The sequence below is a fragment of the Clostridium sp. HBUAS56010 genome, assembly GCF_007115105.1.
Classification (GTDB): domain Bacteria; phylum Bacillota; class Clostridia; order Lachnospirales; family Lachnospiraceae; genus Lacrimispora.
The window spans coordinates 122,324-136,456 of the sequence record NZ_SULJ01000004.1; the positions used below are offsets into that span (position 1 = coordinate 122,324).

Genomic DNA, 14,133 nt, shown 5'->3' on the forward strand with positions numbered 1-14,133 from the left:
TTTCTTTAATATAAACCGGTTTCCCCGCATTTTTTACAGATCCAGTTGGTGGACAGAACCATAACCGTTGCAACCACAGACTTAAACAGTCCGACTGCCGTACTGTAAGAAAATGCCCCCTGTGAGATTCCCAGGGTATAGACATAGGTGTCAAACACTTCTGCTACAGAGGAATTTAAAGAGTTTTTCATCAGAAAAATCTGTTCAAAACCAGTATTTAAAAGGGTTCCAACCTTTAAAATCAACATAATGATTATGGTGCTTTTAATGGCTGGAAGGGTAATGTGCCACATCTGTTTCAGTTTTCCCGCACCATCCATCTGAGCCGCTTCATAAAGCTGAGTATCCACTCCGGCAAGTGCCGCTAAAAATATAATCATTCCCCAGCCGGTCTCTTTCCAGATATTCTGAATGACAATAATAAAGCGGAAATACTTTGGATCGGATAAGAATTCCGGCTTGTGACCTGTAAGAGCGAACGCAATCTGGGTAATGGCTCCATTTTCCGTGTTCAGTAATGTAAAGGTCAGACTTGCCACAATTACCATGGAGATAAAGTGGGGTATGTAAATCATGGTCTGAATGGACTTTTTTACTGCCTTGTTCTTTAATTCATTCAAAAGCAATGCCAGAATAATCGGCATGGGAAAGAAAAAAACAAGGTTAAGAATTGCAATGGAAAATGTGTTGACAAAAAGCATCCGGAAATCAGGATTCATAAAAAATGTCCGAAAATGTTCCACTCCTACCCATTGGCTTTTTGCAATCCCAAGATATGGGCTGTAATTCTGAAATGAAATCACAAGACCTGCCATTGGAACATATTTGAAAATAATAAAATAAAGAACTCCCGGAAGCATCAGAAGATACATCCATTTGTGCCTTAGCATGTACGGAAGAAACGACTCTTGTCTCTCCTTTACCGAAACCGTACCAGCACCTTTTATTTTTGCCATAAGCGAACCTCCCTCTTAATTTTTTGTAACTTGTGTCTGCTTATGGCATCATCTTACCTGATTTCGAATATTTTTCAACAATCATTACATATACATATATTTTACCATATTATCAGATATTATTTGTGCACTTTTTATAATTATATCATAATATCGACAAATTTTCTTCGGAAATAATCGGATTATTGCATAGATTCTTTGGAACGTTCTCTTCTTTGATCAGACTTCCTTTGCTATACTTATGTTTTTATAATCTTTTTTCTCAGAAAAGCATAAAAAACCTGGAGGGGAAATCTCCCACTCCAGGTTTTAACCTCTATTTTGCTTCCGGAACTGCCCCGGAGTAATATCCATATGCTTTTTAAACAGGCGGATAAAATTCTGGGCATTGCTGTAACTTAACTGACTGGCGATTTCCGCCACAGAAAGATCTGTTTCCACTAACATTTTCTTGGCAAGTTCCAGTTTCTGCTTTGCAATATAATCCGTAAAGGTAATATCCTTTGTATTCTTTAACACCCGCCAGATATAACTGGGGTGATATCCAAGCCTTTCCGCACACTCTGCCAGAGTCAAATCCCCTTTTTCTTCTTCAATCAGTCCCATAATCTTTTCCAGAACCATCTCAGAACTGCTTTTACGAAACTGCTTCATTCTGGCAATCACAGGCTCGATTACTTTCCCTTCGAAAAAAGCCCGAATGGTCTGGGAATCGTATAGCTGGTTAAACTCTCCGAAAAGATTATCTTCGCCTTCGGGAAATATATCATGAATGGGAATTCCTGCATCGGCAGGAACTGACAAAATGGCAAGCAAAAAGCGGTGAAGATAATACTGCTGTTCATAAAGCACCACTCCGCTCTTGTTTAAATCCCGGAGAAATTCATCTGTAATGGCAAATGCCCCATTTTGGTCCGAAGCATCCACCGCCTTTTTGATCTCCCCATCCAAAACCAGATTATATCCACTTTTCCCCGTCTTTTGTCCCGCCAGATCTCCATAATAAGTAACAGAGCTGTCTTCCATGGAGATTCCTTCCGTATCCTCATCCCGGTCAGAATGTTCATTGATCTTTAAGGCTTCAATGCTTTCCTTATAAGCTCTTTCACCACCTGTTGGTTCCGTAAATATCCGGCTTACTCCCATGTCCACATAACCGCTGCAGGCCTTAGCAGCAAAGATGGAAAGGCAGTTGCGAAGGGCAAGAATCTTTTGTTCCACCCGCTGTCTTGTTTCCCCGTCTATCATCATCACAATCGCTCTTGTATGAATAAATGCCGGGAACAGCAAAATATCGTTGATCTCTTCCGGCAGATTCTTTAACAGAGCCAGATTCAAAGCATCCTGCTCCATCTGTTCCCGCTCTTTTCCGCTTTTCTTGCAAAAAATGACAGAAACCACGCAGAGATTGGGAAGAAATAAAATCTTTAGCCGTTCCCCAGTCTGCTGGATTTCAGCTTTCGATAAGCTTCCCCGGATCAGGCGAAAGGCAAATAATTCTGCAAGCTGGTTCTTCTGCCGGTCAATCATATTCATCAGCTCTTCATTGTGATCTGCCAGTGTATGAAGCCCCTGATTAATCAGGGAAAATTCATCGGAGCTGTTCCCAGATTTTCCATTGGAGGGAACCATATCCGTGATCTGGTTAACCAGATTCTTTACGGGCTGGTAAACATGACGGGTACTGTATACGCTGATTAATCCGCTGACCACCAGCACTATCCCAATAATTCCTGCCATGGTTATGGGAATCTGCTTTAACTGCCCGTCTGCCAGTGCCGGATCATATCCTGCAATAAAAGTCCAGCCGCTAATAACCGCCTGCCGTTTTACAATATCAAAGGAACCTGTTTTTGTATGAATCACAGTTTCCTCGTCCTGTTTCAATTTCTCGGGATGCTGTTCATAATAGTCTGCTACTTCCTGACTTTCTGAACATACAAGTTTTCCATGATTATCAAATACAACCAGTGCTCCAGTTCCAAGGCTCTTTTTTAACATTCCTTCAAACGCATTCCGGTTTAAGTTAAACAAAAACGCCGCATCCGTAGTCTCCGTATAGGTTGGAACCTTTACAACAAAGGTGAGATAATTATCATTGACATAATCCGGCTGAATCAACTGGCTGCTGTCCTCTTTATTGGTTTGATTGACCCAGAACATCTTTCTTCTGTCTGCATTCAGTTCTTTTATCCACTGGACATTCTTAATCCGGTTAAGGGGAACCATTCCTTTATTGCTAAGCAGCCAGCCTTTTTTATAATTAATAAAACTATAACCGCTGACATAATTAAGATATACCTCATCACCAATAATTTCATCTACAAAATCCCGGACTTTCGGGTAAGGAATATCATAATACTCCTGATTTACAATCTCTCCCGCCAGACTGGAGGAAGCAAGACTTAACAGACTCTGCCTGACAGAGTCCAATACATTTTCTGCTTTATTTTCCACCTGTAATAAAGCAGTCTCGTTGGACTGCCTGATATTCTTACGCACTGCCATGGTACCGCTGTGATATGAATAAATCCCCAGAATCAGAAGAGGAACAATGGCAATTGCCATAAAATAAGCAAAGATTCTCTTCCGATATGTGAAACCCCTTTTTTTATTCCCCATAATACCCTCTTTTAAGCAATTAAAGCATCTTGATTACTTCTTCCAGTTGTTGTGCTAACCCCTTTGCCAGTTCAAAATCTTCATTTTTTAAAGCTGTTTCAATTCTTGTTTCAATGGTTTTCTTTTTATCTTCTATTTCCAGATAGTTTTTATTAAAATACCTGGCATAAATCATCTTTCGAAATGCCCGTATACTCATTCTACGAATATTTTTATCTTCAATGAGAAACACATAATCCGCACAGTTGGCAATGGTATTAAAATCGTGAGATACCATTAACACCGCACCATGATAGTCTCTGATTGCATGTTCAAGAGCAATCTGTGAATAGGTATCCAGATGACTGGTAGGCTCATCGAGAAGAAGAAAATCAGCCTCAGTAGCAGAAATCTTAGCCAACTGCAAAAGATTCTTCTCTCCGCCCGACAGGGAGCCGATCTTTTGCACCAGCACCTCTTCCTCAAAACCATATTTTTTTAAATGCTTTATAATATCATCATAGGTCTGGAATCCTGCATTAAAAAATTCATCCTGCACCGTACCGTCTTCAAAAAGCATCTCCCCCTGGTTCTGAGACAAAAACGCCATAGTTACCCCATCTTCCACAACCAAGGACTCACTGCTTTTTTTATAAATTTCACGAAGCAGTGTTGTCTTCCCTGTCCCATTGGGTCCGATCAGAGCTGCTTTGTCGCCGGATTTCATCTCGAAACTTATATTATCCAATAAGACATGGTCAAATGCCACTCCATAACCATTCACATGAAGGATGGTGTGTTCTTCCGTCTTCTCCTTTTGAGGCAGTGCGATTTCCGGTTCTTTGATATCCACAAAAGGTGCCTTTACTCTGCGGGCTTCCAGCCTTTCCAACACTTTTTCTCTGGCATGAAGAGATTTTCCTCTTGACGCTTCTGTGTGTTTGGTGGCAGCAATTCTTAAATTATTGACAATGACCTTATTTCTCTCAATCTCCAGAGTATCCGCCACTGCCAGTTCCTGAAGTTCAATCTTGGTCTGGAGAAGAAAGCATTTATATTCCATAAATCTTCCATCGAATTCCTGAAGTTCTTTATTTTCCAAATGCAGTATTTTATTAAAACAATGATCTAATAAATATCTGTTATGGGTAATTACTAATATCATTCCTTTATGGGCATTAATCAGATTTTTCAAAGAATTAAGATTTTCAAAATCCAGAAATACATCCGGCTCATCCATAATAATAAGGTGAGGATTGGTCAGCATAACCTGAATCACCTGAATCAGTTTAAATTCTCCTCCGCTTAAATGAGATACAAAGGAGTTTTTCCGGCTGCTCAAACCTGCAAGATTCAGTTTCTTATCAATGTTATTCTCAAAATCATCACCGCCTATGGCTTCAAATTCATCGAATGCTTCCTGATAGCGTTCCAGTAAAGCTTCCATTTCCAAAGAAGTCTCCATCTCCTTACAGATTGATGCAATTTTATTCTGTGCTTTTCTAAAATCATTGGCAATATATTCAAATACGGTAATTTCACCGGTCTGATCCTGCTGAGAAAACTGACTAACATATCCAATCCGGTATCCCGGATCTATCTCCACCTTTCCTTCAAATGAGAAACGGTCTGGGTCCATCAAAAGATCCGTTAACGTGCTTTTCCCAATTCCACTTGCCCCGATCAAGGCACCATGCTGTCCTTCTTCTATGGTAAATGAAATATTTCTATATAATTCCTTCTCTGGAAAAGAAAAGGAAAGGTTGTCTACTTTTATCATTACTGCTCCTGTCCGTGTACTGTATACACTGAAAACTCTGCTTTAAAAGATAAAAAAGAGCCTATATCCATAAGCCCTTTCTATGTCCCGTTTCTGCGATCTTATGATGACTGAATTTATTGAATCCAATATTCTTTCTTAACGTTGGTAGCATATCATTATTTTCGATTTATTTCAACTATTTCATTTTGGGATATGTCTCTCCAACCGATGACAAATTCTCTGCTTGATCTGTTTTTCCAGCCAAAGCAGTTGTTATAAGATTTGCAACAACTGAATTTCCAATCAATTTACCTTCATTAAAATCTGTTTCATATGTCTTGAACTTATAGACTTATTTCTCCCAGATAAATCGGATCTCTGATCAATGGACAGGCATATTGTTTGGTTTTGCGTATTTATATTGATCTTTATAAGACTATCCGATATCTGGCAAAGTGTGATTTTGAGTTGGGAAGGATTCACGAGCTGTCTATTGATTTCCCGGAAACAATCATAGATTTCAATCCACGAAGCCACGAAGGCTTCGACATACTATTGCACTACCTAAGGAGGTTATAGGCATATTTCAATCCACGAAGCCACGAAGGCTTCGACAATTTCATTGAGTATCCACTCACCCAATTAGTCCATTTCAATCCACGAAGCCACGAAGGCTTCGACAGTCGATTCCAATGCCCTACCCACTGGAATAATAATTTCAATCCACGAAGCCACGAAGGCTTCGACGCCAAAGTTAAAACTTTCGGAATATGAACAAAAATTTCAATCCACGAAGGCTTCGACGGGGATATGAAGATAAAATATATAAAATACAAAAATTTCAATCCACGAAGCCACGAAGGCTTCGACGAGGACGCAGAAAGAATTATAACAAACTATTTAAATTTCAATCCACGAAGCCACGAAGGCTTCGACGAGGAAACAGGATGGCATATCTACATGAAAATGTGATTTCAATCCACGAAGCCACGAAGGCTTCGACCCCCATTGTATAGTACTGGGAAATCCCTTTAATAATTTCAATCCACGAAGCCACGAAGGCTTCGACGGATATTGCTATGGAACGGCTACCGGATACAGACATTTCAATCCACGAAGCCACGAAGGCTTCGACCGGAAATATAAAGCGGATGCAAGTAATCTAAACTATTTCAATCCACGAAGCCACGAAGGCTTCGACTATTGCATCTTTGGCTGGTAGGGCAGCAGGAAGGGATATTTCAATCCACGAAGCCACGAAGGCTTCGACATGATAAGGCCAGGGCAGTGGCACAGAATAAATGATTTCAATCCACGAAGCCACGAAGGCTTCGACATAACAGAGGGTACGCAGTTAGTAGGCGGTATATAATTTCAATCCACGAAGCCACGAAGGCTTCGACCAAAAGGAGGGAAATGGAATGGATGAGCAGAAAAAATTTCAATCCACGAAGCCACGAAGGCTTCGACAGTACAATGTAAGTCCTGGACAGATTGGAAGAATATTTCAATCCACGAAGCCACGAAGGCTTCGACGTGTCAGTCAGTCACACAACAATCCTTATAGGCATTTCAATCCACGAAGCCACGAAGGCTTCGACAGCAAACTTTCACAAATAATCCAAATACATTAATGAAAATCTTATCACAATTATATAATACATTCCCATGTATGACAATTACTATTTCCATAACCAAGATTTTTTCATCTTATACAGGTTAAAAAAAAGTGCGAATCCTCCAGCGATTTCATGTTCACTTCCGATTCGCACATACCTGCATACATAACCGATAGATTTTAAATTTATCATTACTACATGTTAGCAATCTGACTTTTCTATGATTCATCTACCTTTTACCATTCTCATTTCCCTATGAACAACACTTATATTTTATAACCCCATTTTACAAATAATCCCTTCTATCGTCAACCATCTATATTCAAACACATTCAAACACTCCTTCCTAACATTGTGTTTATTTTAACAATTGTTTTCATCACTTTTATATATTTATACCAATCATTTTAAATATATAAACATTTTATTGACATTTTCAAACAAATATTATACTATAACAACATATTCAAACATAAATTAAAGCATAAAACGAACAAGAAAGGATGAATTATTATGAAAAAGCCACTAATAGCCATTCCCATCGGAGATCCTGCAGGAGTTGGTCCGGAGATTACTGTCATGGCAGTTGCAGACAAGGCTGTTTTCGATCAGGCAGATACCATTATTGTGGGAGATAAAAAGATTATGGAACTAGCCATTGAAATCGTGGGAGCAGACGTAACCATTCACCTTGTAAACGACCCTTCCGAGGGAAAATTTGAACCGGGTATTTTAAATCTGATTGACCTTGACAACATTGATATGAACCAGTTTGAATTTGGCAAAGTATCCGGCATGTGTGGAAAGGCGGCGTATGAATACATTGCCAAAAGCGTTGAACTGGCTAATAAGAAAAAAGTTTCCGCTGTAGCCACCACACCCATTAACAAGGAATCTTTAAGAGCCGGAAATATCAATTTCATTGGACACACAGAGATCTTTGGAGCACTGACTAATACGCCTGATCCTCTGACCATGTTTGAGGTTCATGGTATGCGGGTGTTTTTCTTAAGCCGCCATGTACCTTTACGAAAAGCCTGTGATATGGTGAAAAAGGACCGTCTGATTGATTATGTGCACCGTTGTACCGAAGCATTAAAAAAACTGGGAATTACAGAAGGTACCATGGCAATTGCCGGATTAAATCCTCACAGCGGAGAACACGGACTTTTTGGAAATGAAGAAGAAGAGATTTATGCTGCCGTGGAAGTATTGCAGAAAGAAGGTTATCAGGTGGTAGGTCCTATTGGCGCTGATTCTGTATTCCATCAGGCTTTACAGGGGAGATACAGCAGTGTTTTATCCCTTTATCACGATCAGGGACACATTGCAACAAAAACCCTTGACTTTGAACGAACCATCGCCATAACAGGAGGAATGCCTATCCTGCGCACTTCTGTTGACCATGGAACTGCATTTGACATTGCCGGGACAGGAAAAGTAAGTGCCGTCAGCATGGTGGAGGCAATCCTGCTGGCAGCCAAATACTCACCAAATTTTAACCAGTAATGATGAAGGAGGAGGTATTATGTTAAAAACGGTAATTATTGCGGACGATTTAACAGGGGCAAATGATACGGGGGCGATCATTGCAAAAGACGGGTTCCAGGTGGGAACCATTCTGGATCTAAAGAATCTGGAGAATTTTAAAGATTTTGATGTTCTTTGTATCAGCACAGACAGCAGAGGTCTTTCAAAAGAGGAGGCTTACAAAGAAGTCGCACTGGCAGCCAGCTATTTTAAAGACAAAGAAAACATCTTTTTCAGCAAACGGTGCGATTCCACTCTTCGTGGAAACGTTGGTGCTGAAATCGACAGTATTTTAGATGCTCTGGGGCAAGACACTACTGCAATTGTAGTTGCTTCTTTCCCGTCTTCCGGACGTACCTGTATTGGAGACCATCTCCTGGTTCATCAGATTCCATTAGAAAAAACAGAGGTGGCAAAAGATCCCATTTCCCCTGTAACCCTTTCAAGAGTGACGGAAATTGTTAAAAAACAAAGCGGTTACCCGGTGGGATATCTTCCACTTTCCCAAGTGTTAAAAGGGTGGGAAGCCATCAGCTCTTCTTTAAAAGAACTTTCCAAGACCAATCGGATTCTGGTTGTTGATGCAAGAACCAATGATGATATATCAGCCATTGCAGCAGGATGCATTGCCTCAGGTCTAAAGATTGTTGCCATTGATCCAGGATCCTTTACTGCCGCCATGACCCGTCAGCTCTATGGTGAAAAGAGAGAAAAGACCAGCAAAAAAAAGATTCTATGTGGAATCGGAAGCGCTTCTGCCTTAACAAGAAGGCAGGTTAAGAACCTAAAAGACGGCCGGAATCCACTGATTGTTAAAACAGATGCCTCCCGCTTCTTTTATAAGGAAGAAAGAGAAGCAGAAATCCAGAGAGTCGCCGCAGAAGTAATCAGAAAACAGGACACTGCTGATATTCTGGCTGTGGTAACAACCATGGAAGAAAATGATGTTTTAAACCTTTCTGAAATTGCCAAAAAGACCGGAAAGACAACCAGTGAATGTGCCGATGCCATCACCTATGGTGTTGCGGAAATCATTTATACCATAAAAGCACAGCTTAACGAAGAAATCCAGGGGATTTACACCTCTGGCGGTGATATTGCCGCAGCATTTTGTGACCGGATCGGAGCAGTTGGATTTGATGTAAAGGACGAAGTAGTTCCGCTTGCCATTTACAGTAAAGTTCTTGGCGGTGATTTTGACGGAATCTCCATGATCACAAAAGGTGGTTTAGTTGGAGATGATTCCACCCTTACCACATGCCTTGACTACCTGATGGATCAGATCAAATCTTTTTAACCAAACAAATCACAAGAAAGTTGAGGGTCTTTTATGAATGCTGAAATGCAAATGGTATCAGGTCTTATCCTCGGTATGATTTTATTAATCTTCCTTGTTACCAAAACGAAAGTTCATGTATTCTTAGCAATTATTATCAGTGCGGTTATCATTGGTATTCTTGGCGGTATGAATCTGGCTGATGTGGCTTCTGCCATTCCAGAAGGATTTGGCGGAACCCTTAAAAGCATTGGTATTATTATCGGATTTGGGGTCATGCTTGGAAAACTGCTGGAGGATTCAAAGGCAACTAAAGTAATGGCGAATGCCTTAATCCGACTGCTTGGGAAAAACAAGGAAGAAGAAGCGATGGGAGCCGCAGGATTTATTACTTCCTTATCCATCTTTTGTACCTCCGGATTTATCATTCTGGCTCCCTTGGTAAAAGGACTTTCCAAAAAGACAAGAAAGTCTGTAGTAGCTCTTGGGATTGCCCTGGCAGGCGGTCTGGTTATGAGCCACAGCCTGGTTCCTCCTGCTGCAGGACCTATTGGCGTAGCCGGAATATTGAACGCAAACATTGGAAAAATGATGCTCTTCGGAACCCTGATCTCCATTCCCTCCCTGATTGCAGTGGTTATCTATGCAAGATACATGGGAAAGAAGATCTACCAGCTTCCCGGAGAAAATAACACCTGGATTCGTCCGGACTCATCTGCCGGAACAAATATAGAGGAAGAAACCTCAGAAACAGAGCTCCTGCCTTCTGCCTGGAAATCTTTCGCTCCGATTTTAACCCCTATTCTTCTGATCCTTATTCACAACGTGCTGGTCAATACTGGTACAGCCCAGGGATTATTGGGAGAAATAACAGGATTTTTAGGAACCCCGGTGATTGCCCTTGCCATTGGTTTACTTTTAGCTATTCTTCTGCTGACTAAAACCATGACTAAAGCCCAGACACTCAGTTCCATGGAAGAAGGATTAAAGTCTTCCGGTAAATTAATGCTTCTGGTTGGGGGCGGCGGAGCACTTGGAAAAATCATTCAGGTCAGCGGTCTTGGGGATTTTGTTGCCACAGCCATTGCAGGAACTGCAATTCCTGCCATCCTCCTGCCATTTTTAATCTCCCTGCTGCTCCGCGTAATACAAGGCTCTGGTTCTGTTGCCATGCTGACTGCTGCTTCCGTTATCTCTCCCATGCTTGGAACTTTGGGACTCGATCCGGTATTCGCAGGTCTGGCTGCCTGTACTGGCTCCCTGTTCTTTTCCTATTTTAATGACTCTTATTTCTGGGTAATCAATGAAACGCTGGGGATTGAAGATACCAAAGAACAGATGAAGATATGGTCTGTAACCTCTACCATCTGCTGCATCACAGCTTTAATCTCTTTGCTGATTCTTAACGCATTTTTCGGATAAGAGTTCCGGATTTTTATTGAACATCCATTTTGTTTCCTGTATGATAGAGAAGAGGCAGGAGGTAGAACGATGTTAATGGCACAACGTCAGTTGAAAATTATAGATTTGATACAAAAAAGGGGCAGTGTTCAGGTGGAGGAACTTGCCAGAGAACTGAAGGTCAGCACCATGACCATACGAAGGGATCTGGAAAAATTAAATGCCGAGGGCGCCATTGAACGATGCCACGGCGGTGCAGTCTACAAGCAGGAAGTCACCTATGCAGATAAGCAGATAAGCAACAGAATCATAAAGGAAGCTCTTGCCAGGATCGGCGCCGGATATGTGAAAGCAGGTGATGCCATCTTTTTAGATGCAGGAACCACAACCTATGAAATAGCAAGACGAATCATGGAGATTCCAAACATTCTGGTGCTGTCCAATGATCTGGAGATCATTAAACTTCTCATGGGCAGCGGAGTGGATCTAATGATATGCGGAGGCAATGTCCAGAAAAGCACCGGGAGCATCCATGGGTATTATGCTACACAGATGATCAGTCAGCTCCGCTTTGATATCGGTTTTTTCGGAACGGCTGCCATAGATAACCATTTAAAAGTCATGACTCCAACCACAGATAAAGCCTTTTTAAAGAGGACGGTAGTCGAGCATTGCCGGCAATCCTTTCTTTTGGCTGACCAGTCTAAATTCAATCGGACCGCATTCACTCTGGTCAATGAGTTAACCGATTACAACTATATTGTAACCGACTACCAGTTCAGTGACAGAGAACAAACGCTGCTGCAAAAGAGCGGAACGAAACTCTTAGAAGCTTCCATATAACAGAAATGCTGCAAACCGGGATTCTCATCCGATCTGCAGCATTTCTGTTTTTATACTCATATATCATTGAAGCATATCCTTATTCTATTTCTCCTCTTTTTTCTTTCTCTTCACCGTCAAAGTCTCGTAACCGCCAATTTCTCCATTTTCCGTCAGTGCTCCCAGCAGAATCGTTTCCGATGCAATCTCCCTTACCGTTTCAGGGGCAAGCGTAACCGGATCTTTGCTGAAATTCTGAATAAATAAATATTCATAACCATCAGACTGCCTGGATGTCACTTCGATATCCTGGGGAATTTTCCCCTCTATAAGAGGTGTCAGACCGCCCTCTTTTACAACCTGTTCCACAAGATCATCATAACACTTCTGCTCAACATCGGCACAGATATAATAAGCGGTTCCTTTTCCATACCGGTTCCTGGTAAGAGCAGGATATCCCTGATAGAAGTCGTCCTCATATACATACACCACCTCTGCTCCTTGAAGTTCAACCAGATCACAAAGGTTTTTGCACTCATACCGTTTCCCTTCATTTACCGCTCCAGGAGACACCATATGGTTACATTCTCCGTCATAGAGACCGTCAATCTCTGTGCTCCGGATTCCCAGGACCTCCGTCAAGTCATTGGGCACTCCCTGTAAAAAACAGCGGTCCCATTCATCTGCAATTCCAGACCAGTAAGTCATCAAAAGCTGACCTCCCTGTTCCACAAAGGTCTGAACCTTTTCCTCAATTCCACAACGGAACAGATAAAGCATGGGAGCCGCTACCAACTGATAATCCTCCAGACTGTCTTCCATGGAAATCATATCTACGTTAAAGCCCTTCTTCCTGATAGCATGGTACATCTTTACTGCCGTATCATGATAGTAAAGCCCCTTATTACGGGGACCTTCTGCATCTTCCATTGCCCACCGGTTTTCGATATCATAAATAATGGCTGCTCTTGACTGAACCGTGGTTCCTCTTACTTCTTTTAATTGTTGAAGAGAATCTGAAACACCGCAGACCTCTTTAAAAACCCTGGTGTCATCCCTGCCGGAATGGTCAATCACCGCTCCATGGAACTTTTCCGAAGACCCTCTGCTCTGGCGTATCTGAAAATACATGACACTGTCAGAGCCATGGGCAATTGCCTGGAGAGAACTGAGCCGTAACATCCCAGGCTGTTTTAACTTACTGACCCCCTGCCAGTTGGTGCTGCTGGGACAGCATTCCATCAGTAGAAAGGGCTGCTTTTTCAGACTTCTCATATGGTCATGCTGCATTCCATTGTCTCTGGCTGTGAGAATTTCTCTTTCCTTATGCCACAGAGGATAGGTATCCCAGGATACCACATCCACTTCTTCTGCCAGCCGTTTGTAATTTAACCCTTTGTAATCATACATCATGTTGGTTGTGACAGGCTGCGTGGCTCCCGCCTCTTTTAAGGATGCAATCTCCCACTTTGCAAAATCCGCAGTCTGTTCTGTAACAAACCGTTTCCATTCCAGGTTTAATCCATGAACTTTATGCTCGCCAATGGAGGAAGGGCTTTCAATCTGATCAAAAGAGGAATAGATATGGCTCCAGAATGCAGTGCACCACTTCCGGTTCAGGTCTTCAATGGAGTTATATCGTTTTCTTAACCAGTTCTGAAAAGCTTTCTGGCACAGAGGGCAGTGGCATTCCCCTCCATACTCATTGGATATATGCCACATAAGCACTGCCGGATGATTCCCAAAGCGTCTGGCAAGTTCTCCATTGATCCTGCGTACTTTTTCGCGGTACACCGGCGATGTATAACAGTGATTGTGTCTTCCTCCGAACAAGTTTCTTCTCCTGTCCTCATTTACCCGAAGCACTTCCTCATAACGGTCTGCCAGCCATTTAGGCCGTGCGGCAGAAGGCGTTGCCATAATTACAGAAATTCCATTTTCATATAGTTTGTTCACCCGTTCCATGAGCCAGTCAAATTCAAATCTGCCTTCTTCCGGCTCCAGAAATGACCAGGAGAAGATTCCTACAGTCGCCTCATTTATTCCGGCTTTTTTCATGTATTCCACATCTTTTAACAGTATTTCCGGCTGGTCCAGCCATTGTTCCGGATTATAATCACCACCATGCCACAGTTCCAGATTCTTCATACCAGTCTCCTTTCTCAT

8 protein-coding genes and 1 CRISPR repeat array are annotated in these 14,133 nt (G+C 41.9%); of the genes, 4 read left to right on the forward strand and 4 right to left on the reverse strand.

All coding sequences use genetic code 11. The features are described from left to right. Nucleotides 1–5: 5 nt before the first annotated feature. From FAY33_RS08695 to FAY33_RS08705, 3 genes are all read right to left on the reverse strand, one after another. Nucleotides 6–956, reverse strand: coding sequence for an ABC transporter permease subunit (locus FAY33_RS08695; RefSeq protein WP_143320808.1), 951 nt, complete (start codon nucleotides 954–956; stop codon nucleotides 6–8). A gap of 309 nt (nucleotides 957–1,265) precedes the next feature. Then, entirely contained in the window at nucleotides 1,266–3,578 is a 2,313-nt protein-coding gene (locus FAY33_RS08700; RefSeq protein ID WP_143320810.1) for a helix-turn-helix transcriptional regulator, read from the reverse strand. A 19-nt stretch (nucleotides 3,579–3,597) separates the two neighbouring features. Beyond that, nucleotides 3,598–5,337, reverse strand: coding sequence for an ATP-binding cassette domain-containing protein (locus tag FAY33_RS08705; protein ID WP_143320812.1), 1,740 nt, complete (start codon nucleotides 5,335–5,337; stop codon nucleotides 3,598–3,600). A 499-nt stretch (nucleotides 5,338–5,836) separates the two neighbouring features. Then, a CRISPR array of direct repeats spans nucleotides 5,837–6,920; the repeat unit is 32 nt; unit sequence ATTTCAATCCACGAAGCCACGAAGGCTTCGAC. 525 nt (nucleotides 6,921–7,445) lie between these two features. Here FAY33_RS08705 and pdxA point away from each other — a divergent pair. From pdxA to FAY33_RS08725, 4 genes are all read left to right on the forward strand, one after another. Beyond that, the gene (gene pdxA / locus FAY33_RS08710; RefSeq protein ID WP_347562675.1) at nucleotides 7,446–8,447 is read left to right on the forward strand and encodes a 4-hydroxythreonine-4-phosphate dehydrogenase PdxA; all 1,002 of its coding nucleotides are present in this window, start codon (nucleotides 7,446–7,448) and stop codon (nucleotides 8,445–8,447) included. 19 nt (nucleotides 8,448–8,466) lie between these two features. Continuing rightward, the gene (locus FAY33_RS08715; protein ID WP_143320816.1) at nucleotides 8,467–9,765 is read left to right on the forward strand and encodes a four-carbon acid sugar kinase family protein; all 1,299 of its coding nucleotides are present in this window, start codon (nucleotides 8,467–8,469) and stop codon (nucleotides 9,763–9,765) included. Between the two features lie 33 nt (nucleotides 9,766–9,798). Next, nucleotides 9,799–11,166 (forward strand): GntP family permease, encoded by a 1,368-nt coding sequence (locus FAY33_RS08720; RefSeq protein WP_143320818.1) that lies wholly within the window; start codon nucleotides 9,799–9,801, stop codon nucleotides 11,164–11,166. A gap of 69 nt (nucleotides 11,167–11,235) precedes the next feature. Continuing rightward, a complete protein-coding gene (locus FAY33_RS08725) occupies nucleotides 11,236–11,988 on the forward strand; it encodes a DeoR/GlpR family DNA-binding transcription regulator (RefSeq protein WP_143320820.1) in 753 nt (250 codons plus the stop codon). Nucleotides 11,989–12,072: 84 nt separating this feature from the next. Here FAY33_RS08725 and FAY33_RS08730 read toward each other — a convergent pair whose 3' ends face one another. Further along, the gene (locus tag FAY33_RS08730; RefSeq protein ID WP_143320822.1) at nucleotides 12,073–14,115 is read right to left on the reverse strand and encodes a beta-galactosidase; all 2,043 of its coding nucleotides are present in this window, start codon (nucleotides 14,113–14,115) and stop codon (nucleotides 12,073–12,075) included. Between the last annotated feature and the right edge of the window lie 18 nt (nucleotides 14,116–14,133).